The 23,539-nt window shown below is 42.1% G+C and carries 17 protein-coding genes; 3 read left to right on the forward strand and 14 right to left on the reverse strand.

Annotation, left to right across the window (positions count from 1 at the left end):
- Positions 1–48 precede the first annotated feature (48 nt).
- The 11 genes from yihA to ACTNDS_RS04330 form a co-directional block, all read right to left on the reverse strand.
- A complete protein-coding gene (yihA, locus tag ACTNDS_RS04280) occupies positions 49–666 on the reverse strand; it encodes a ribosome biogenesis GTP-binding protein YihA/YsxC (RefSeq protein WP_019160792.1) in 618 nt (205 codons plus the stop codon).
- A 58-nt stretch (positions 667–724) separates the two neighbouring features.
- Positions 725–3,037 (reverse strand): endopeptidase La, encoded by a 2,313-nt coding sequence (lon, locus tag ACTNDS_RS04285; RefSeq protein ID WP_441033912.1) that lies wholly within the window; start codon positions 3,035–3,037, stop codon positions 725–727.
- A 20-nt stretch (positions 3,038–3,057) separates the two neighbouring features.
- The gene (gene clpX / locus ACTNDS_RS04290; RefSeq protein WP_019160790.1) at positions 3,058–4,371 is read right to left on the reverse strand and encodes an ATP-dependent Clp protease ATP-binding subunit ClpX; all 1,314 of its coding nucleotides are present in this window, start codon (positions 4,369–4,371) and stop codon (positions 3,058–3,060) included.
- 75 nt (positions 4,372–4,446) lie between these two features.
- Positions 4,447–5,028, reverse strand: a complete 582-nt coding sequence (gene clpP / locus ACTNDS_RS04295) for an ATP-dependent Clp endopeptidase proteolytic subunit ClpP (protein WP_008705991.1) — start codon at positions 5,026–5,028, stop codon at positions 4,447–4,449.
- A gap of 24 nt (positions 5,029–5,052) precedes the next feature.
- Positions 5,053–6,339, reverse strand: coding sequence for a trigger factor (tig, locus tag ACTNDS_RS04300; protein WP_441033915.1), 1,287 nt, complete (start codon positions 6,337–6,339; stop codon positions 5,053–5,055).
- 253 nt (positions 6,340–6,592) lie between these two features.
- On the reverse strand, positions 6,593–7,153 hold the full coding sequence (locus tag ACTNDS_RS04305) for a DJ-1 family glyoxalase III (RefSeq protein ID WP_186994178.1): 561 nt from the start codon (positions 7,151–7,153) through the stop codon (positions 6,593–6,595).
- 38 nt (positions 7,154–7,191) lie between these two features.
- Positions 7,192–7,599, reverse strand: coding sequence for an ATP-binding protein (locus tag ACTNDS_RS04310; protein WP_019160787.1), 408 nt, complete (start codon positions 7,597–7,599; stop codon positions 7,192–7,194).
- Positions 7,600–7,602: 3 nt separating this feature from the next.
- Positions 7,603–9,270, reverse strand: coding sequence for a SpoIIE family protein phosphatase (locus tag ACTNDS_RS04315; RefSeq protein WP_441033918.1), 1,668 nt, complete (start codon positions 9,268–9,270; stop codon positions 7,603–7,605).
- Complete coding sequence (locus tag ACTNDS_RS04320; protein ID WP_441033920.1) at positions 9,249–12,200, reverse strand: MFS transporter; 2,952 nt, start codon at positions 12,198–12,200, stop codon at positions 9,249–9,251. Before ACTNDS_RS04320 ends, ACTNDS_RS04315 begins: the two co-directional genes overlap by 22 nt.
- Before the next feature lie 5 nt (positions 12,201–12,205).
- Complete coding sequence (locus tag ACTNDS_RS04325) at positions 12,206–13,165, reverse strand: phosphatidylglycerol lysyltransferase domain-containing protein (protein ID WP_441033922.1); 960 nt, start codon at positions 13,163–13,165, stop codon at positions 12,206–12,208.
- A 194-nt stretch (positions 13,166–13,359) separates the two neighbouring features.
- The gene (locus ACTNDS_RS04330; RefSeq protein ID WP_173742748.1) at positions 13,360–13,656 is read right to left on the reverse strand and encodes an STAS domain-containing protein; all 297 of its coding nucleotides are present in this window, start codon (positions 13,654–13,656) and stop codon (positions 13,360–13,362) included.
- Positions 13,657–13,831: 175 nt separating this feature from the next.
- Between ACTNDS_RS04330 and ACTNDS_RS04335 the strand changes: the two genes are divergently transcribed.
- A complete protein-coding gene (locus ACTNDS_RS04335; protein ID WP_173742749.1) occupies positions 13,832–14,287 on the forward strand; it encodes a CYTH domain-containing protein in 456 nt (151 codons plus the stop codon).
- A 7-nt stretch (positions 14,288–14,294) separates the two neighbouring features.
- On the opposite strand, the gene ACTNDS_RS04340 is transcribed toward ACTNDS_RS04335, so the two are convergent.
- Positions 14,295–15,644, reverse strand: a complete 1,350-nt coding sequence (locus ACTNDS_RS04340) for an MATE family efflux transporter (protein WP_441033925.1) — start codon at positions 15,642–15,644, stop codon at positions 14,295–14,297.
- Positions 15,645–15,724: 80 nt separating this feature from the next.
- Between ACTNDS_RS04340 and ACTNDS_RS04345 the strand changes: the two genes are divergently transcribed.
- A complete protein-coding gene (locus ACTNDS_RS04345; RefSeq protein WP_441033927.1) occupies positions 15,725–16,630 on the forward strand; it encodes an AraC family transcriptional regulator in 906 nt (301 codons plus the stop codon).
- A 289-nt stretch (positions 16,631–16,919) separates the two neighbouring features.
- Here the strand turns inward: ACTNDS_RS04345 and ACTNDS_RS04350 are convergent, their stop codons facing one another.
- A complete protein-coding gene (locus ACTNDS_RS04350) occupies positions 16,920–20,081 on the reverse strand; it encodes a glycoside hydrolase family 2 TIM barrel-domain containing protein (protein WP_291808957.1) in 3,162 nt (1,053 codons plus the stop codon).
- Positions 20,082–20,287: 206 nt separating this feature from the next.
- Between ACTNDS_RS04350 and ACTNDS_RS04355 the strand changes: the two genes are divergently transcribed.
- A complete protein-coding gene (locus ACTNDS_RS04355; RefSeq protein WP_291808955.1) occupies positions 20,288–21,163 on the forward strand; it encodes an AraC family transcriptional regulator in 876 nt (291 codons plus the stop codon).
- A gap of 239 nt (positions 21,164–21,402) precedes the next feature.
- Here ACTNDS_RS04355 and ACTNDS_RS04360 read toward each other — a convergent pair whose 3' ends face one another.
- Entirely contained in the window at positions 21,403–23,430 is a 2,028-nt protein-coding gene (locus tag ACTNDS_RS04360; RefSeq protein ID WP_441033930.1) for a beta-galactosidase, read from the reverse strand.
- Positions 23,431–23,539 lie beyond the last annotated feature (109 nt).

A 23,539-nucleotide genomic window follows, 5' to 3' on the forward strand; every position in this document is an offset into this window, starting at 1 on the left:
TTTCAGGTATCTTTTTCATACCTGCTGCTTTTCTTGTCAGTCTGTCAATCAGTTTTCAACCTCTTCAGTAGCCGCCGGAACCAGCCCGGTCAACTCGTCGATCAAAGCCCAGATTTCCTCTCTTCCCTGTTTTGTCTCTGCTGAAAAAGGAAGAATGATTCCATCTTTGCCAAGCTTCAGTCCTTCTCTGATTGCTTTTATATTTTTCTGCACCTGGCTTCGTTTCAGCTTATCCAGCTTGGTAGCTATGATAATGGGCTGATAACCATTGTGCAGAATCCAGTCATACATCATTTTATCATTGGCAGAAGGATCATGGCGGATATCCACCAACAGAAAAACTGCCTTAAGATTTTTTGAGGTATGAAGATATCTCTCAATCATTTTGCCCCATTTTTCCTTCTCGGACTGGGACACCTTTGCGTATCCGTAACCAGGAAGGTCTACCAGATACATTTCCTCATTGATATTGTAAAAATTAATGGTCTGCGTTTTTCCAGGCTGTGCACTGGTGCGGGCAAGAGATTTACGGTTCATCAGTCCATTGATCAGGGAAGATTTCCCCACATTTGACTTACCTGCAAAAGCCACCTCCGGTCTTCCGGTATCCGGAAGCTTACTTGTAATACCACATACAATATCTAAAGATACATTCTTAATAACCATTATTTTCCTCTGTTTTTACTGATTTATGGTTTCAGCGTAAAGCAGACCTTCCCTGGCCTTATACCAACGCTCTGTTTAATACTTCCTTCATGGAACTTACAAAAGTGATCGTAAGCCCGTCTGTAATTTCCTTATCCAGTTCCTGTACATCCGGCTTATTCTCTGCCGGCACAAGAACCTCTTTTATTTTTGCATACTTGGCAGCCAGAAGCTTCTCCTTCAGCCCACCAATAGGAAGAACACGTCCTCTCAGTGTAATCTCACCAGTCATGGCAAGATCTGCACGGACAGGCTCTCTTATAATTGCTGAAAGAATGGCTGTTGCCATAGTAATACCTGCAGATGGACCATCCTTTGGGACTGCCCCTTCCGGAATATGTACATGTATATCATTTTCCTGGAAAAACTCCGGTTTTACCTTATAGCCCTCTGCAACGGAACGGATATAGGTGATTCCTGCCTGGGCAGACTCTTTCATCACATCTCCCAGCTGTCCTGTAAGCAGCAGTTCACCCTTACCGGGCATTACATTGACCTCAATCTGGAGAGTATCTCCTCCTACCTGTGTCCATGCCAGCCCTCTTGCAATACCAATTTCATCTTTCCTGTTTGCCATGAGATAATTAAAATGCTCCTTGCCAAGGAAATCCGACAGATTTTTAGCTGTAACTGTCACCTTCTTTTTGCCCTCTTCCATAATGGCACGGGCAGTTTTCCGGCAGATCCGTCCAATCATCCTTTCCAGGTTTCGTACACCGGCTTCTTTTGTATAATTATTAATAATTTTCTTCAATGCTGCCGACTGAATCGTCAGCTCACCTTTGGAGATCCCATTCTCTTCCATCTGTTTCGGAATGAGATGTTCTTTGGCAATATGCTCTTTTTCGTTCTCTGTATAACCTGAAATTTCAATCAGTTCCATACGGTCAAGCAATGGTCTGGGAATTTCCTGTACATCATTGGCAGTAGCAATAAACAACACCTCAGATAAATCCTGTGGAAGTTCTACATAATGATCCATAAACCTGCTGTTCTGCTCCGGATCCAGAACCTCAAGAAGGGCAGAAGAAGTGTCCCCCTTATAATCACTGCTGGTCTTATCAATCTCATCCAGCAGCATAAGCGGATTATTTACCCCGGCCTGCTGCAAAGCGACTGTGATTCTTCCCGGCATTGCTCCCACATAAGTTTTTCTGTGGCCACGGATTTCTGCCTCGTCCCGAACACCGCCCAGACAGATCCGTACATATTTTTTATGCAAAGCCTCAGCCACAGATTTGGCAACCGATGTCTTACCTGTTCCAGGAGGCCCTACCAGACAAAGGATAGGACTTTTACCCTTATGTGTCAGTTTACGGACAGAAAGGAACTCCATAATACGTTCCTTTACATCCTTTAAACCATAATGCTCTCTCTCCAGTATTTCCCATGCTTCCTTCAGATCCTCAGAATCTTCGGATCTGTTGTCCCAGGGAAGGGACAGCAAAGTCTCAATATATCCCCTGAGCACCGAATTCTCGGACACATTGTTATTTGTAGTTTTGAAACGTTCAATTTCTTTGCTGATCTTTTCCTTCACTTCATCACTGGCAGAAAGCTCCTGAAGCTTCTTTTTGAATTCATCTGCAACATCTGCAGAATTATCCTCTCCCAGTTCCTCACGAATCAGTTTCAGCTGTTCTCTCAGAATATATTCTCTCTGATTTTTATCAATTCTGGCTTTCACCTTTTTCTGAAGATCTCTGCCGATCTGCATGACCTCAATCTCACTGCCCAGAATTCCTCCCAGAACCTCATAGCGCTCTTCCAGAGTCAAGGCTTCCAGAATCTTCTGTTTGTTCTGATAGGATAAAGGAATATTCACAGCAATCTGTTCGATCAGTTCTTCCAGGCTTTCAATATTCAGGATCTGCGAAATCAGCTCTTTGCTGATTTTTCCATTTTCCATGCAGTATCTGTGAAACAGTTCTTTCAGACTTCGGTACATTGCCTCTGTCACTGTATCCGGTAACAAGGTCTCCTCCTCTTTCACAGGTGATATCACACCTGTGAGATAAGGGAAATCCTGCTGAAAATCCTCCAGAACTGCCCTGCCTGTGCCCTCCACCAGAACTCTCAGAATATCCTGGGGAAGCTTCACTACCTGCTTGATATAGCCAATCGTACCTACCCGGTAAACTCCTGACACATCCGGATTTTCTACTTCCGGATCTATCTGTGTCACCAGAAATATTTTCTGATCATGAAGCATTGCCGCCTCAATTGCTTTCTTTGAACGTTCTCTGCTCACATCAAAATGAACAATCATTCCCGGAAGAATTGTAGTTCCCCGTAAGGCAATAGCTGGCAATATCGCATTTTGATTCGTCATTTATTATCTAGTCCCTTCCATCAGGCTGTCTCCGGTTTACCCTTCTGGCGTGTACGGGCTGTTCTTCTGCTATTGGTCTTCTTGGCCGGTGCAGGAGCTTCCCCGTAGACGATTTCCGGTTCACCGGTACCTTCTACTACGTCTTTTGTAATTGTACATTTGCGGATTGTATCATCAGAAGGAATCTTGTACATCAGATCCATCAGAGATCCTTCCATGATAGCCCGAAGTCCTCTGGCACCTGTCTTTCGTTCCAGAGATTTCTTTGCCACCAGTTCCAGCGCATCATCCTGGAAATCCAGTTCCACACCATCCAGTTCAAACAACTTATGGTACTGTTTCGTCAGAGAATTCTTCGGCTCCTTCAAAATGCTGATCAGTGCTTTTTCATCCAGTGCATCCAGTGTAACTACCACCGGAACACGTCCGATAAATTCCGGAATCAGTCCGAATTTGATAAAGTCTTCAGGCATAACATCCTTCAGGATTTCTCCTACATTTCTCTCTTCCTTGACAGAAACATCTGCACCAAATCCAATAGATTTGGTATCCTGTCTGGATTCAATAATTTTTTCAATTCCGTCAAAGGCACCGCCACAGATAAACAGAATATTTGTAGTATCAATCTGGATAAACTCCTGATGAGGATGCTTACGTCCACCCTGAGGCGGTACACTGGCAACTGTTCCTTCCAGTATCTTCAGAAGTGCCTGCTGTACGCCCTCACCTGAAACATCTCTGGTAATAGATGCATTCTCAGATTTTCTGGTAATCTTATCGATCTCATCAATATAAATAATTCCATACTGTGCACGTTCGATATCATAATCTGCAGCCTGAATGATCTTCAGCAGAATATTTTCCACATCTTCACCCACATAACCAGCCTCAGTAAGAGTTGTGGCATCTGCAATAGCAAAAGGTACATTTAACAGTCTTGCCAGAGTCTGTGCCAGAAGTGTTTTTCCTGATCCGGTAGGTCCCAGCATCAGAATATTACTTTTTTGAAGCTCCACATCAGAGGAAGCTGCAGCAGTAATTCTTTTATAATGATTGTATACAGCTACAGAAAGTGCTTTCTTAGCCTCGTCCTGTCCAATTACATAGTCATCCAGAATTGCATGGATTTCCTCCGGCTTCAGCAGATTAATCCCTGCCTCCAGAGCCTCATCCTCATAATTCAGTTCCTCTTCCATGATTTCTGAACAGATACCGATACACTCATCACAGATAAACGTCTTGCCGTCCGGACCTGCGATCAGCTTTCTCACCTGATCTTCCGTTTTCTGGCAAAAAGAGCATCTTATTTTTCCTTCTCTTATCTTTTCCGCCATGGATTTTATTATCCTTTCTATACAATAACTCTAAAAAGACTCCTGTGACGATTCACAGGAGTCTTATCTTTCGCATTATTTATGCATGACTACACCATCAATCAGTCCATATGCCTTAGCCTCTTCGGCAGTCATATAGTTGTCCCGGTCTGTATCACGCTCAACAACTTCTATCGGCTGACCGGTATTTGCAGCCAATAATTCATTTAAAGTTCTCTTGGTCTGTGCGATATGATCTGCTACGATCTGGATCTCTGTTGCCTGACCCTGTGCACCGCCTGACGGCTGATGAATCATGATCGTAGAATGCGGAAGAGCAAATCTCTTACCCTTTGCACCCCCTGCCAGGAGAAAAGCTCCCATGCTGGCAGCCATTCCCAGACAAATAGTGGAAACATCACATTTGATATACTGCATGGTATCATAGATAGCCATACCTGCTGTTACGGAACCACCCGGGCTGTTGATGTAAAGTTGGATGTCCTTTCCGGGATCCTCTGCTTCCAGGAAAAGAAGCTGTGATACGATCAGTCCTGCACTCACATCATTTACTTCTTCGCCAAGAAAAATGATTCTGTCTTTCAGAAGCCTTGAATAAATGTCGTAGCTTCTCTCGCCCCTGCTTGTCTGCTCAATGACATAAGGTACTAAACTCATATAAACGCCTCCATTTTGGCTGAATTAAACTTCCTTTGCAGCGTCCGCTACCAGAGTAACTGCTTTCTGTACAGCCATATCTTTCTTCATCTGCTCAAGCTCGCGCTCTCCCAGTAATTCTTTTAACTTGTCTGCTTCCATTTTATAAGCTTCAGCCATCTTGGAAATCTCTTCATTTACTTCTTCCTCTGTAGGCTGAATGTTCTCAACTTCTGCAACTTTTTCCAGAACCAGTCTTGTCTGGATTCTCTTTAATGCCTGTGGTTTCATATCTTCCATCATTTTCTCAGCTGTCATGCCTGTGAACTGGAAGTACTGATCCATGGAAAGACCCTGAGACTGCATTCTTCTGCTGAAATCATCAAGCATCTGACGGCACTGTGTCTCAAGCATTGCTTCAGGAATATCCATCTGTGCATTCTCGATGATCTTATCAACTGCTGCATCTTCTTTTGCATGTTTTGCTTCGTTTTCTTTCTTTTCTACCAGGTTTGTCTTAACATGCTCTTTGTACTCAGCAAGTGTATCAAACTCAGAAACGTCTTTTGCAAAATCATCATCAAGCTCAGGAAGTTCTTTTGCTTCGATTTTCTTAACTGCACATTTGAAGATTGCTTCTTTTCCTGCAAGTTCTTTTGCCTGATATTCTTCAGGGAATGTAACTTTTACATCTACGTCATCGCCAACTTTAGCGCCAACCAGCTGATCTTCGAATCCAGGGATGAATGTGTTGGATCCAAGTGTCAGAGGATATTCTGTAGCCTGTCCGCCATCAAAAGGTACTCCGTCTACAGAACCTTCGAAATCAATTGTCACAATATCGTTTAACTGAGCTGCACGATCTTCAACATTGATAGTTCTGGAGTTTTTCTCCTGTTCCTTTTTAACTTCTGCCTCTACTTCCTCGTCTGTTACTTCAATTTCAGACTTCGGTACTTCTACACCTTTGTACTCACCTAAAGTTACTTCTGGCTTAACAGCTACTTCTGCGGTGAAGATCAGTGCCTTACCAGGCTCTGTCTGTACCAGATCGATTTTTGGCTGAGAAACGATTTCAAGTTCGCATTCTCCTAAAGCTTTGCTGTAATGCTCAGGAATCAGAGCGTTGACAGCATCTTCCAGGAAAACTCCCTTTCCATACATCTGCTCAATCATCTTTCTCGGAGCTTTACCTTTACGGAAGCCTGGGATAGAAATTCTTCCTTTGGCTTTCTGATATGCGCTCTGCATAGCCTTTTCTACATCTTCAGCGGAAACTTCAATGGTAAGTTTCGCCATGTTTTTCTCCATTTTCTCCACCTGTAAACTCATGTTACATGTTCCTCCTTAATTTTCAGGTTATATCATTTTAATTTTTGACACTATTCGCTGCCTGGCAGCTCTATTTTCTATATATTTAAGTTCAGGTTCCGCTCCCACTATTGCAGAAGCGGGAGAACTCCTTATACTCATCTATATATTTACAGTCATTGTAGCAGTATATCACAAAAAAATAAAAAGTGCTAGTGTTTTTTACATAAAAATCGCGGTTTTATCCATCTTTTTTCTTTTTCCGGTATATCTTCTATGCTCTGTATACTACAGATTCTGCAATTTCCTGTGCTTTTTCTTTTCCCTCCAGCTGAGTGATAATAGAAAGTGCAAAGTCCACGGCAGTCCCCAGTCCACGGCTTGTAGTAACATTCCCGTCAACCACTACACTATCTGTACTGGTCATTGCTCCGTCTCTCTCAATCACATCCATAAATGAAGGATAAGCAGTTGCCCTTCTGCCTTTTAGGAAACCAAGCCCTGAGAAAACGCTGGGAGCGGCACAGATTGCCGCAATTTTCCTGCCATCATCGTAAAACTCTGTAAGCAGTTCTGTAAGTGGCTTATAGCCTGCCAAATACTTTGTCCCCGGCATACCTCCCGGAAGCACCAGCATATCTGCATCTGAAAAATCCACTTCTCCGAATACCTCATCTGTCAGAAGACAAATACCATGGGCAGTCTGCACCTCTTTTGTGTTTTTTATAGAAACCGTACGAATATCTACTCCTGCACGACGCAGCAGATCCACAACTGTAAGCCCCTCAATATCCTCAAAACCATCTGCCAGAAAAATATAAACCTTTTTGCTCATAATCATTTCCTCCTGTTCATCATTTTATCAAGCATATACTATAAATTCTTTTTTATAACAAGTATATTCTTCCCATCAGAATAGCAATAAGACATTTCATCCATACTTTTTTTAACCATATAAATGCCAAGACCGCCAATTTCCCGTTTTTCTGCGGTCAGACTGATATCAGGATCTTCTTTTTCCAGTGGATTATAGGGAATTCCCTTATCTGAAAATGTTACACAGACCATTTTCGGATTATCCTGGATCTGAAATCCTACAGTCACCTTTCCTCCCTGCTCACCATAGGCATAATATGCAATATTGCTGAGAATCTCATCAATCGCGATATCTATCTGCATTCTGACTTTTACAGGACAACCATAGCTGTCCAGAATATCATCTGCAAATTCTGTTACCTTATCTATGTTTGCGGCAACAGCATCAACAGTTATTTCCTTCATTGGCTAGTCCCCCATTTTCTTTGTATACTCAAGACACAGCATTGTAATATCATCAAACTGGTCATTGTCTCCTACAAAAGCGTCAATATCCGCCTTTACAAGCTTCAGGGTTTCTTCCGGATTACTGCTTAAGCACTGCTGGTTCAGAACATGATCCAGTCTGTCCATTCCGTACAGCTTTCTGTCCTTATCCGTTGCCTCTGTCACTCCATCTGTATACTGGAATATTTTGTCTCCGATATTCAGCTGAAGCTTTTGTTCCTTATATACGATGTCCTCTATCCCTGCAAGGACGAAACCAGCACGTATTTTGTAGGCTTCATAGGTATTGGTTTCCCTGCGGTAAACAAATGGCATTTCATGTCCGGCGTTTACATACCTGAATTCACCGGTCACAAGATCCAGCACACCCTCAAAGGCTGTAATAAACATTCCGTTTTCATTGGATTCACACAGAATATTATTGACCTCTGTAAAGACCTCTCCCAGGTCTCTGCCTGGCTGTGTATGATCCTTGATCAGGGTTTTGCCGATAACCATGAAAAGGGCTGCCGGAACTCCCTTGCCGGAAACATCAGCCATAACAATTGCCATATGTCTGTCATCAATCATAAAGAAATCATAAAAATCTCCGCCAACTTCCTTTGCCGGTGTCATGGTCGCATAAATATCCATCTCGTCTCTGTCAGGAAATGCAGGGAATATACAGGGAAGCATAGAAGCCTGGATCTGTGTTGCCACATTCAACTCTGCTCCAATACGCTCTTTCTCAGCAGTCACCCGGGTAAGGTTATCCATATAATTAATAATGCTTTTCTGCATGGATTGGGTTGCGTGATAAAGTTCTTCTATCTCATCTCTGGTATGAATATCAAGATCTACGATGTTGTTCTCATCATACCCTTCCTCGCCATTGCCAAATTTGTGTGTTGCTTCCGTAAGCAGTTCAATAGGCCTGGATATTCTCTTTTTGATTTTTCTGGATATGCCCATACCGGCAGCCAGGATGATCAGAATGCAAAGACATACCATCAGTACAGTAAAACGAATGGTATTTCTGACAATCTCTGTCATGTCAATATCTACAAAGGCAACTGCACATTTTTCTCCGTCAGATGAAAGTACCGGCTCTCCGGCAGATGACAGCCATCCAAATTCTGTTCTGCTCACAGTAGGCTCCAGGCGTTCGTTTCCTTTCAGTTTATCAAATCTTTCCGAAAGCTCTTCCTTATAGCCAAGAGTCAGATAGCCTGACGAAGGATCAAACAGATACACACTGGAATGATCCTGGATCATCTGAATATACAGATATTCAATATTCATATCTGCCTGTATAGAATGAAGATATTCATTTATCCTCTCATAATTCTGATACATGCCTTTCGCTTTAAGCCAGTCTATGATCGGCTGTTCATCATCAGCTGCTACTGCTTTTTCCTGGATCTGTTCAAATTCCTCTGTATCTATCTCTTTACACAGTTCTTCGATAAAATCCCCATTTACCTGATCTGATACCGTCTTCGCGATTTCAAGCGCTTTGTCATTATAGAGTTTTCTATACTGTCTGTTATTCACAAGAGAACTTCCAAGAAGCATTAAAACCCCAACCACCAACATAGAACCGATGAGAAATTTAATCAGTTCAACATTCAGCTTTCGTCTTTTTTCCATGCTCTTTGACCTCCTTTTTTGTCTCTGTGTGCTGCAAATGTGGTGCTGATCAGGAAAGCTGCTGAAAGCACATTCACAAGGATCAGCACAAAGATAAGACCTCTGCCTACACCAAGGACCAGCACATAGCCAAACACAAAGGAACCCAGAGACTGTGCACCGTTCTCAAACAGGCTGTAAACCCCAAGTCCTCTGTCATATCCAAATCGTTCTACATCCTTCAGATCTGTAAAATAACTGGTAAGTAATGGAATCCCAAAGCTGTCTGCAACTCCGATCAATGCCAGTGCGATCAGAAGAGATGGTATATTCTGAAGCATTGCCACCTCCAGAAAAGCTGCTGCATAAATAAACGCAGCTGCTGCAAGCCCCAAATGCTTCCATCCTCTGTTGGAAAAGAATTCCGTGAGAGGAGTTCCCAGGATCAGTACAAAAATTCCGTTTAAAAGATAGGTATATCCAATATAGGTTTCCGAAAGTCCCCATTCAGAACCAACAATAGGGAACATATAATTCAGGAAATATCCACAGATCAGAAGCGGAATCATCATCAGCAGGAAAAAACTAATAATCCTTGGACGAAAGATAAACTGAACAATATTCATATGCGTGTCTTCTGTTTCGCAGTTTTTCTCTTCGTTATCTGAAGTATATTTACTCATATACTTATTTGCTACCAGAAACAGCAACACACTGAGTACTGCAGTGACAGCAAACAACGCTGTATAGGACATCCATTGCAGAAGGAAGCCACCAAACACAACTGCACAGTTTGCACCGCTCAGGGAGGATACACTGTAATAGGCATAGGCTCTGTTCTTCTCCTCATCAGGAAGCTCCACGATCATAAGATTGACAAGTAAAAGCAATACTCCCCAGCCTGCTCCAAGAAGCAGGGAGCTTAACGTAAGCAGCCATATATTGGGAACCACTCGCAATCCAAGTCCTGCTGTAAGTAGTATAGAACTTACAAAAACAGATCTCTTTGCCCCAAGCTTATGTATTACCTTTCCTCCAAATGCTGAGAAAATGGCGCCGGATAACACCTCTGCAGATATAGGAACTGCTGCAAGCATGGCCGGTGATAATCCCTGTACTGACATCTTCTCAGAAATCTTCATTGCATAGATGGGAAGAATCGCACAGGTCAGATTTGTAAAAAAGAAAACAAGAAATACAATAAATCTGAAAATTTCCACAGGAAGTCTGCTATTGTTTTCCTCCTGTTTTCGTCTTTTCAGTTCCTGCCTTCCCTTTATAAAATAAATCACCTCAAAGGTAAGCATGAAAAATACTACCATAATTGCGATCAGGTTGATGATCAGAGACACCTGGATCTCTCTGCTTTTCTCTGTCAGACTGTTCATATCTGTTCCGACTTCTATAATCCCAATAATATCTCCGCTTTTATCCCGGATGGGACTATGGATAAATACAAAGCTTCCGGAGCTTGAATTTGTAGCATAGGTTTTTGTAGCCCCCTGCTCCATAACCTGCTGAAGATCTGTGCCTTCATATTCCCAGTCATAAGGATAAGCCACACAAATATCCTCCAGGGTATAAACCAGGGTAACAGTTCCGTCTTTTACTTTATAAAGCACACAGTACAAATCCTGTGAACTGTCAGAATCTGAAAAAAATACATCCCGTACCACCTGCCGGACCTGTCTGTAATCCTCATTCATAAAATCAGAAGGCTTTTCCAGCCTCTGAAATGCATCTGCAGGAAGTCTGTTTGTTACTGCTGATGCGGCAAATTTCTCTCTTGTATAGGTTTCATCGACCAGCAGACTTTGAAACTGCGGAAACAAGGTGCCAATAAACAGAACCGCAACTCCCACAATAATCCCTATGACTGCCATGGTAATCTTTGCATAAAAGCTGAATTTTTTTACCAGTATCTTTAACAAAGTCACCGCAAAAAGCAAAGCAGCAGCGACAATCACTGCACAGGCAGCCCACAACAGGCAGTTCCATACCTGCAGTTTTCCTGATAACGGAACGTCCCAGAACTGTTCATAATCCTCTCCGTTCCACAATATAACAGAATAATTGGTGGAAGAAACCAAGATTCCCGGTGCACTCACATGATATGCGATCTCTCTTTCCTTCAAAGGCTCTTCCACAGTAAGTCTGTCTGTACTTCCGGTATTTTCGACATCACAGAATATCCGTATAATATCCCTGAGGCCTATATCGGCTGAATAAAGCACTCCATCTGAGTAACTGATTTCCTGCGGAATACTTCCGTCAACTGTATCACTGTCATAGAGCAGTTCATCCTGTCCGCTGTCTGTATATTTATAAATTTTACCATCATAAGTCACATAAAACAGGCTATCACTGTCTCTGTCATAAGCACAGCACAAAATCCTGTCCTGCGCATCAGCAACAGAAAAAGCCTTTGAGCTTCCCTGCTCTGTATTGCTGACCAGAATACTGTCATCTTCCTTTTGCATGTAGATCACACCATGCTCTGTGGGTACCATTCCCACAATGTTGCGCCTTACACTGCCTTTCTCTGCTTCTACAGAAGCAACCGTTGATATATATTTTCCCTTTGATGACAGTTTGACGATTCCTTCCCTGGCAATCTGAACGCCCTGCTCAATACGGACATCATGAAGATATACATTTCCGTCTCCGTCTGCCACAACCCGCTCGGCACTCAGAAAACTTTTATCAGAGGCACATGTCTGCCATAAAAGCCTTCCGTCAGCAGATATTTTCAATATTTTCCTGTTGGAATCATCAATCACATAAGTACATCCATCCCCATCTCCGGATGCATAGGACACTGCTGAAAATGTATAAAGTTTAAAAGGATTGGTAAACATCCATTCCCTGCCTGCATACACTGCAAGCACAGAACATACTGTCAAAAGCAGCACAATTATTAGAATCCACTGTTTTTTTCTCTTATGTTCCATGCACCTTAACCTCTTTCTGTTAATGTAAGTTTTGATAACAGGGTATGGGCAGGTGCCATATGCTCTTTATAATAACGCAGATTTTCAACTCCCATATCTTCTGTGTAATTGATCGTATCTGCAGACTGCAGATATCGTTCAAAGCTTTCCCTCAGCAAATACTCATTAATTCCCTTGATCCGGTTAACTGCATTTTTATACTGATATACTCCAAGCCCGTTACGACAGCTCACAATACAAAGTCCTGCCATTTTTTCCTCTACCCGTACAAGGATTCCATTGATCCTGATTTTGTCAAAAACAGGAACCAGATTGTCGATCACCCGGAGCAGGCAGCCACAGTGGCACTCCTCACAAGTTTTCTCCCCACACCATTCCCTTTCCATAAATTCCCGGATCTCCTCCCGATGGAAAGGGGTTATCTCTTCTGTCTCATATGCAAATCTGCGTTTGAAATAATTATAACGGTAACGGTCATCCTGCGTATCCATACCTGCCAGAAACTGCTCAGGCGTAAAGGTATAATCCATATAATCACGGTTATCCTCTATTTCAAACTGAATGCCGCTGGCTTCATAATAAGGAAGCATCCATGGAACCACATCCATAATGATCAGCTGTGCATCAAATTCCGCAAAATCTTCCTTCAGGATCTGCATAGCTTTCTTTATCTTTTCCTCCGTATAGTTTCCTACAAACGGAACAGCTACCGGATACCCTTCTGTATTCAAATATGTAATATTGATTAAAAGCCCTTCTGCTATTTTAAAGTAGGTAGGATAGGAATCCCTCCATCCGATCAAATTCAAAAAGCTGGTGTTGGCTGACCAGTGTTCATTCATACTGTCATAATACGGATCAAACAGGCTCTGATCCTCCACTCTAAGTTCCTGATAACCACGCGCAAGGAAGCTTTCCAGCATTTTCTGTGGTATTTTATAATATTTTTTTGTATCTGATTTCATACGGTCTCCTCTGAATATCAGTGCATAATCTCCAGCTATGATCGTGAGAAATATTTACAGCTACGCACTTACAAATATTATATCTCCATTTTTCAAATATTCCAACATAATATTCATAAAGTTGTTGGTTATATTCATTCTTTATAATAAAAATATGGCTTTGCGAAGCTATTCCACAAAGCCATATTTTTATTCTATTCTATCGTCAGGATATCTGAAAAGCCAGTCACTTCAAATACATCATTTATCACATCATTTACATTTTTTATGATCATGCTTCCCTGCTTGTTCATAATCTTCTGAGCTGCAAGAAGAACACGCAGTCCTGCTGAAGATATGTATTCCAGCTTTCCAAAATCAAAGACTAACTCTGTAATCCCATCCAGAGATTGTTTTAACTCTCCCTCTAATGTGGGGGCTGTGATGGTATCCAGTCTTCCCTCCAAAGTAATTTCCAGTTTTGTTCCTTCCAACTTCTTATCAATTGTCATAATGCGGCCTCCATTACGTGTATATACGCATTTTGTTAAAATGTTTTTTATATAGTAACACATAAGTTCTATTTTCTCAATATCACACATATTTTTCTTGTCTCATACTCATCATAGGTGTTATCATAATCATAAAACTGTATCGCCATTTCATATTTAAGGAGGAACATTTCTCATGGAAATCGAACGTAAATTTTTAATATCCAAGGAAAATCTGCCCAAAAATCTTGACTCTTATCCACATCACAGGCTAGAACAAGGCTATTTATCCACCGCACCGGTAGTCCGGATCCGCAAAGAGGATAATAATTACTATCTCACCTACAAGTCCAAAGGTCTCATGACCCGTGAAGAGTACAACCTTCCACTTACAAAAGAATCCTATGAACACATGCGTCCAAAAGCTGACGGAATCCTCATCTCCAAAACCCGCTATCTTATCCCGGAAAAAAATGGGCTTACTATCGAACTGGATGTATTTGATACACCATATGAAGGACTTTTCCTCGCGGAAGTGGAATTTTCTTCTGAAGAGCAGGCACTCAAGTATACTCCGCCTGCATGGTTCGGAGAAGATGTTACAAACTCTGGCAAATATCATAACAGCCGTTTAAGTCAGGGAAACCTCTGACACATTTCTATTTTTCTGGTGTCTTCGATGTTTTCATCATCTTATAATAAACCGGGATCAGAAGTGCACAGGCTCCGATCCATGCCATTGGGCTGGCAATACATACAGATGTATATCCGATGATTCCGGAAAGTCCTACTGTTGCAGCGATTCGCATAACCAGTTCAATCATGCATGCAGCAAAAGGTGCTTTGCCATTCTGCATGCTCTGGATGGATGTGCGATATACTGCCAGCAGCCCAAGCACAAAGTAAAAGGGAGCTACAATCGTCAGATACATATCTGAATAGTGATAGATTTCTTTTGTGGGATCTGAGAGAAACATTCTTACGATCGGATGTCTCAGCAGCAGAATTCCAATACACATGATCAGATTAAATGCTTCTGTCTGGATCAGGCAGGCGCGCACGCCCTGACGGATACGGTCCCATCTGCCTGCACCAAAGTTCTGAGCTACATAGTTGGAAATTGCGGTCATCATTGCATTGTTTACCAGTACAGAAAGCTGATCTGCTTTCGATGCTGCGGTATATCCTGCAACTGCTGCAGTACCCAGTGAGTTTACCACTGCCTGCATGGCAAGCTGTCCGATACACATGACAGACATCTGGAATCCCATTGGAAATCCGGTCTTCAGGTGCAGGACTGCCGTGTCTTTTAAATCTGTAAAATCTTCTCTGTGCAGATGCAGAATCGGAAAATTCTTCAGTCCTACAACCAGACTCAGCACTGCGGAAAGGAACTGTGACAGAATAGTCGCCCATGCAGCACCAGCCACCCCCATATGAAACGGTACAATAAACAGAATATCAAGAAAAATATTTAATACAGATGAAAATACCAGGAAATACAATGGTGTTTTACTGTCTCCCAATGCGCGGAGCATATTTGAGATCATATTATAAAAAACGGTAGCACCTGTGCCAAGCAAAACTACAAACATATAGTCATATGCTTCACCGGAAATATCAGCAGGAATCTGCATCCAGCGCAGAATCTGATGAGAAAGCAGACAGCAGATCAGTGTCAGCACTACTGTAAAGGCAATACTCAGAAGCGCGGAAACCGCAACGCTCTTGCGCATTCCTTTTTCATCCTTTGCCCCGCATTTCTGTCCCAGACAGATACCAAATCCACCTGTGAATCCATTGATAAAACAGAATACAAAATAAATAATAATACTGGTGGAACCTACTGCTGCCAGGGAGTCTGCTCCCAGCGTTTTTCCTACGATCACAGAGTCCGCCAGTGTATAAAAAAGCTGAAACAGATTTCCCAGAATTACAGGAATCGCAAATTTCAGCAGTGACCGGAACGGATTGCCTGTAGTCAGATCCATCTCTTTTGATCTTGCCATGTTTACTCCTCCTTGCGCGTTAATGTGTCTAACGCTATAATAAATTTATTACTTTTAAATCAGAATCGGAGAATTGTAAAATGGCTATGCGTAAAATTCTGGTGGATGACACCAACCGAGAACTTTGTGAACATGGAACTGCCGGCTTTCCCATGACCGTAAATCATGATGACCTCTGGGCTTTTGAGGGGAAAAGTGTTCCTATTCACTGGCATAACGACCTGGAGATCAGCGTTCCCAGAGAAGGGGCAGCGATTTATCAGGTTTACCAGAAAAGCTATACTGTCAGACCTGGGGAAGCTCTTGTACTGAACCGAAATGTACCGCACAGCTGCCATTCGCCCAATAACAGTCATGCGCGATACAGCACTTTCCTGGCACGTCCGGATTTCATATATGGCGAATTCGGAAGTGATGTGGAACGCAACTGTTTTCGGCCTTTTCTGCAGAATTCTGCGGTTCCCTGTATTCTGCTGAATGAAGAAAACGAATGTACTAAAAGCGTGTTACAGAGACTCAATGAAGTTGAGGAAATCTTTGATCAGAAGTCCTATTGTTATGAACTGAAGATCAAAGGTCTTCTCTGTGAAGTGTACAGTCTGATTCTTTGTGAACATCAGAAAGAATTCACAAAATTCATTCCGTCTAACCAACTTGAACTGGAACGATTGGAGCAAATGTTGAATTATCTTAATACACATTTTGAGTCTGTAGTTTCTCTGCAGGAACTGGCTGATCAGGTTCATCTGTCCAGAGAGGTCTGCTGCCGTCTGTTTAAGAAAATGACTGGCAAGACAGTTACCGGATATCTGGAAGAATACCGTGTCAACCAGAGTCTGTCACTGGTACAGAGCAGTCAGTACTCTATGATCCAGATCGCAGACATGACAGGTTTCAGTAATGCAAGCCGATTTGCTCACGCATTCCGCAAGCAGTTCGGCTGCAATCCTGGTGAATACAATTCTCTTAAGCGGCAGAATGTCTGATAAATACTTCTATTTCTGCTGCATGGCTAATTATATTCGAAACCTGTCTGAAAGACGATTCTTGTATTGATTTACATGATACAGATATTGACTTTTTCAAATCTAATAAATCTATATTTCTTAATCCGCGCAATCAAACGCGATAAAATCATCCGCTTCGATACTTGCTCATAACCAAATAGCTTCGAAGTCTTCAGTTAAAATACCGCACATCAATCGTCAGGTTTTCCACTTAGCTTTTGATGTGCGGTATAAAAGTCAGTATATATTCCAGTCTTATCTGATAGATTTATTTTTTCTGAAAAACCAATTTCATATCAAACTCAAAGTTCTCCTGATCCAGGCGGTATTTCTTTGAGAGTTCCGGGCCGCAGCTGTTAGAGCCGATACCGTTCTGTGCATAGTCCAGGCATAATACTGTGCTGCCGCAGTTCTCAAGTTCATAGCTGTGTGCTTTGTTTGTGAGTTCTTCCTGTGTATAGACAGATGCATTGAATGAGAATGTCAGGTCACTGACTGCGTAGATGCTCTGATCTTTGTTGGAAAGTTTTACATAATCACAGTCTGTATGGCTTCCGTTTTCCTGTGGACGAAGATAGTCTTCATGCATTTCCTCAACTGCTGTCTGGAATACTCCATGGTATCCTGCCTGTCTTTTATCAACGTAACTCTCTGCAGGTCCGATTCCGGAATAGGTAACGTCTGTGAACTCTTTGTCCAGGAACAGGCGAAGCCCAAATCTTGGAAGCATTGGGAATTCCAGGTCTCTTTCTACCTGCATTTTTACTGACACTGCTCCGTCAGGAGTGATCTGCCAATCTGCTTTTACTTCAAGGATTTTCTGGACGGTAGGTGCCATCAGGCCAATCACACTGTGAATCAGGACTGTTCCCTCTGCCAATTCATAAGTCGTTTTGTATGCTCTTGCATAGCTCTGGTCGTAGTGTGCATTCATCCATTCCAGTTTAATCTTTCGGTCATTGTCTGTCGGTGCCCGCCAGATGTTTAATTCCATTGGCTGTGTGAAAAGCTGCTTATTTCCTGCATACATTTTCTCAAACAGGCCGGTCAGTTTATTGAATACATATACATAGCCCTGCTTCTTGCCAGTGATTTTCAGATATTTGTCTGTATCCTCGATTTCTGTAGTGCTTCTGTCTATAGATTCATTTTCTGTGGCGTTTCTGCCTGTTTCACTATCTCCGTCAGCACCGCCAGCATTTTCAGAATCATCATTACTCTGCATCTTACCTGCAAACAAGTTTGCAACAGTCTGATTTCTTCCATCTTTGTTTGTCAACAGGATTTCATCAAATCCCAGATCCTGGTCTTTTTCCTGAAGTGCTGTTTCATCTTTCAGATGGTAGTTGATTTTAAGGTAGCATTTTCCGGCATCTGGTGTCTGGGCTGGAATAATCACTTTTCCCTCTTCTCCGGCAGGTATACTCTCTTTCAGCTGTATTTCTCCTATCTGTACATTCTTTCCGTCGCAGCTTACTTCATAGGTCAGATACAGATAATCTTGTAAGTCTATGTAATTCATATAGTTGTGAAGTACAGTTTTTCCTGATCCCTGATCATAGGATACGACTCTTGCAGGACGATATACATTCTTGTACTCTTTCAGTCCGGTATGCGGTGTTCTGTCCGGGTATACCAGACCATCCATACAGAAGTTGCCGTCATGGATTTCTTCTCCATGATCACCGCCGTAGAAGTAGATTGGCTTTCCGTTTTCTGCATCTCCTTTGTAAATGGCGTGATCGCACCACTCCCATACAAATCCACCACAGAGAGAATCATATTTCTGAATATATTTAAAATAGTCCTCTAAATCTCCAGGACCATTTCCCATAGCGTGGCAGTATTCTACCAGTAACAGAGGTTTGTCCGGAGTTTTTTCCATATAGTCTTCGATTTCTTCAAATGCAGGATACATTCTGCCTACAATATCAATATTGGAATAATCATACTCTCTGTCTGTGCTCTTATAAAAGGCGCTCTCATAAGTAGTCAGACGAGTCGGGTCATAATCCTTTGTCCACTTCAGTGCTTCTTCAAAGGTGCATCCGTATCCGCATTCATTTCCCATTGACCAGATCACGATAGATGGACGGTTCTTCTCTCTGCATACGCAAAGTTTTGTACGATCCAGAGTGGCCGGAATGAAATCCGGATTGTTGGAAATTCGTTTGTTCCAGTGCTCCACTACATTGTCCCATTCTGAATTCTGCAGATACTGTGTCTGTGTTCCATGACTCTCATTGTCTGCTTCTGCAATCACAAAGAATCCATATTCATCACATAACTGATAGAAATACGGAGAGTTCGGATAATGGCTGCTGCGGACTGCATTAAAGTTATGCTGTTTCATCATTGTCAGGTCTTTATTTATCTTGTCAATGTTGATCACTGAACCTGTTACCGGGTCAGAGTCATGTCTGTTTACACCATTGAATTTAATCTTTGTGCCGTTTACATAGATTACACTTCCATTGCGGTGAATCTCACGGATACCGACGCGGTCAGTGATTACTTCCTGCTCTGATACAAATACGATTTCATACAGATATGGTTTTTCAGGTGTCCAAAGCTGCGGATCACTGAGGACAAATTCTGCTTTGTAATTATATCCGTCACTGCATTCTGCAGGAGTGAATTTCTCTGTGTCTACCAGATTTCCAGACATATCGCGAAGCAGGATCTCTGTGTCATCTGCGATGCATTTTTCTCCCATAAAGGATGCCTGGATTTCAATTTTGGCGCTGTTTTCCTGTGGTTCTGTTTTGATGAAATAATCATACAGAACGTATTCTGGTCTTTTCAGAATATATACGTCACGGAAGATTCCTGTCATTCTGAACTTGTCCTGGTCTTCCAGATAAGTTCCATCACACCATTTCAGAACCAACACTGCCAGTTTGTTTGTTCCCTCACGCATATAGGCAGTTACATCAAACTCGCTTGTCGCATGGGATACCTGGCTGTAACCCACAAAGAAGCCGTTCATCCACACATAGAAGCAGGAATCTACACCCTCGAAATTCAGAAATGCTTCCGGTGCATCTGCATCTTTATGATATTGGAATTCGTAAACATACGCTCCGCATGGGTTCTCCTGCGGTACATATGGCGGGTCCAGTGGAATTGGATAACGGACATTGGTATACTGATGACTGTCATAGCCGAAATTCTGCCAAATACCTGGTACCGGAATCCGGTCAAAATTGTCTGTGTCAGCTCCATCTTCATAGAATTTATTCTGCAGGTCGTAAATGCTCTTGTAGAATTTGAATTTCCATACGTCATTCAGAAGTTGCATTCTGTCTGATTTTTCTCTGTCATGGACCAGCGGTCCCATCTCTTTTGATGCCGGCATATAATATGCACGATATGGCATAGTGTTCTCATGTAACACGTTCAGGTTTTCGTAATATTTTGGTACAATCATGTGGCTTCCTCCCAATACTTTTTCTCATTATATTCTGCGTGAAATCCCTTATATTTTCACGCCCGGATCAAAGTTTTCCATTCACCCCGTGAATACTGTTATTATAGTATTTTGGAGCCGGAAAACATATAAACTCTATTCGACAAAACATGCACAAAATGATATAATTTTAAATATCAGATCCGAATTCTACAGGAGGTTTTCCTATGTACACAAACTCCGCATACTGGCATCAGTCCCGTGTTGATTTTAAAGATAAAAAGCATTCTCTATTTGTCGGAAGCTGCGGTACTTACCGTCTCTATACAGTAAAAAAACTTCCCACTCACCGTCCCCGCGGGCGTGTAGATTATCAGCTTTTATACATTGCTTCCGGAAAAGCTCACTTCTATTTTAATGGAAAAGAGCAGGTCGTATCTGCGGGAAACATGGTACTGTACCGTCCGAAAGAAGAACAGCGCTACTATTATTATGGAGCGGAGCATCCGGAAGTGTACTGGGTTCATTTCACAGGAAATAATGTAAAGAATATCCTGCGTAAATACGGGATTGCAGATGATGTGCATGTAATCTGCTCTGGTATTTCTATGGAATATAAACAACTGTATCAAAACATGATTCAGGAACTGCAGCTTAAGCAGGAAGACTATGAAGAATTACTGGTCAATTATCTGCGTCAGCTTTTTATTCTGATTCACCGCCAGCATCTTACCAAACCGAGAAAAAAGAATCCAATGATCATGGATGACATGGCTCAGGCTGTGGAATATTTTCGGACACATTATAATAAACCTGTAAGTATTGAGGATTATGCTGCTTCCCACAATATCAGCGTCAGCTGGTTTATCCAGAATTTCAAGCAATATACAAATACTACGCCGGCTCAATATGTCCAGCTTTTGCGAACCACCAATGCCAAATCTCTGCTGGAAACAACTAATTATAATATTTCAGAGATTTCCAATCTGGTAGGATATGAGAATCCTCTTTATTTCAGTCGTTTTTTCAAAAAACAGTTTGGAGTTTCTCCCTCACAGTTTCGTAAGCAGCTGTTGATCAATGAAGAAATTCATTCTAAATAGAATTTCATGTCTGTCATTTGGTTATGAACAGACAGTGAAACGAATATTTCTCCATTTGACTATATTAGTACTTCTAATGATCTTTTTAACCGAAAAGGTGACCGTCTGAAAATCCATTCAGCTGTCACCTTTTTTCATTTATTTATATAACATTTTGTTAGCTGCAATTGTCAAGCGGATAAAATCATCCGCTTCGCTACGTGGCTCTACACCAAATAACTGCTCCGCAGTTTATTTAGTTAAACTATTTTTATCTTTGCAACCGCAAGTCCATAAACTTTCAGTCGTTCTTCTCCGCTGCCGTAAACCCATTCTATCTCTCCCTCCGGCAATGGAAGCTCAACTGCATCTGTTCCGAAGTTCTGATAAATATAATATTTTGCATCGTCATTTTCTCTTACTGTAATTTCCAGTGTATCCGGGATTTCGCCTTTTATTCCACAGGAAATACCACTGTCAGCAACTACTTTTCCAATAAAATCATCATAGAAATCTCTTTCAGCGTCAGCAGCTACATACCATGCTTTTCCTTTTCCGTACTCATTGACTGTCAGGCAGGAATATCCTTTATAGAAGTCCTCTCCATAAGTCATCAGTGAACGTGCGCCGCGAAGTTCCACAAGATCACACAGATATTTACAGGTATAGGTTCTGTCCAGTCCAAGTTCATTATTCTGTACAGGAATCAGTCTGTTTTCTTCCCAGTCGTAAAGAGCATCAAGCTCTGTACTTCTGATCCCCAGTACATCCATCAGTCCGTGAGGAGTTCCCTCCAGATAACATCTGTCTGTATCATCCACGATTCCTGACCAGTAACTTGTGATCAGATAACCGCCATTTTCCACAAAAGCACGGACTTTCTCTGCAAATCCCTTTTTAAACATATATACCATAGGCAGTGCCAGTATCTTATATTTGTCCAGATCACAGGTCATATCTATCAGATCTACATTCAGACCCTGTCTGCGGAAACCTCTGTAAAATTTTCTCAGTGCTTCCATATAGTGAAGTCCCTTGTTTCTCGGTCCCTGACTATCTTCCATTGCCCACTGGCTGTCCCAGTCATAGATGATCGCTGCTTTACTGTTTACGACTGTTCCGGCCAGTTCTTTTATCTTTTTCAGGGCTTCTCCGGTTTCAGAAACCTCTTTAAATACTCTTGTATCTTTTCCGCCATAATGATCGATCACTGCTCCATGGAACTTCTCAGAAGCTCCACGGCTCTGACGGATCTGGAAATAAAGCGCCCCCTCACTTCCATGTGCGATTGCTTCCATAGACTGTGCAAAGAGAACTCCCGGCTTCTTCAGTTTACTTACACCCTGCCAGTTAGTAGCTGCCGGGCAGGATTCCATCTGGATAAATGGTTTTCCCTTCAGAGACCGCATCAGATCATGATACAATCCATTATCATCAGCTGTGTCGATCGCATCTTCTTTATGCCATGTAGGGTAAGTATCCCAGGAAACGACATCAATTTCTTTTGCAATCTTAAAATAGTCCAGCCCTTTATAATGATACATGAGATTTGCTGTTGTAGGAAGATTGCTTCCACCATCCCTCACTGCCTGAATTTCATGATGGAGGAAATCCGCAGTCTGATGGGTAACAAATCGTTTCCAGTCCAGATTTAATGCATGAAGCTGAGTTTCTCCGATCCTTGACGGACTCTCAATCTGATCAAAGCTGTTATAGTTGTGGCTCCAGAATGTAGTGCACCACTGATCATTCAGATTTTCGATCGTCTGGTATTTTTCTTTCAGCCATTTGCGGAATGCATCCTGGCAGAGCGGGCAATGGCACTCTCCGCCGTATTCATTAGAAATATGCCATAAAATTACGCCCGGATGTACGGCCACTTCTTCTGCCAGCTTTTTGTTTATGATATGTACTTTTTCTCTGTATACAGGAGATGTATAACAGTGATTATGTCTGAACCCGAAGAGATTTCTGTGTCGTGTTTCATCTACACGGAGAACCTCAGGATATTTATCTGCCATCCATTTCGGTCTCGCACCTGACGGAGTTGCCAGAATTGTGTAAATTCCTCTTTTATAAAGCTTATCAATAATCTCCTGCAGCCATCCAAAGTTAAAAACTCCCTCTTCCGGTTCCAGTGTTGCCCAGGAAAAAATCCCAAGGCTTACCACATTGCATCCTGATTCTGAAAGCATTTCTATATCTTTTTCAAGAATATCAGGTCTCTTTAACCACTGTTCCGGATTATAGTCGCCGCCATGAAGCAGCATGTCTGTTTTAAACTCCATAAAAACCTCCTTAACATAAATATACTTATATGGAAAAACGATGTCAGATCATGAACACCTCTTGGGATCTGACATCGTTTTTTCTATCCGGCAAATAAGCCTTTTTTTA

The sequence above is a fragment of the Blautia sp. HCP3S3_C12 genome (assembly GCF_052064155.1).
Classification (GTDB): domain Bacteria; phylum Bacillota; class Clostridia; order Lachnospirales; family Lachnospiraceae; genus Blautia_A.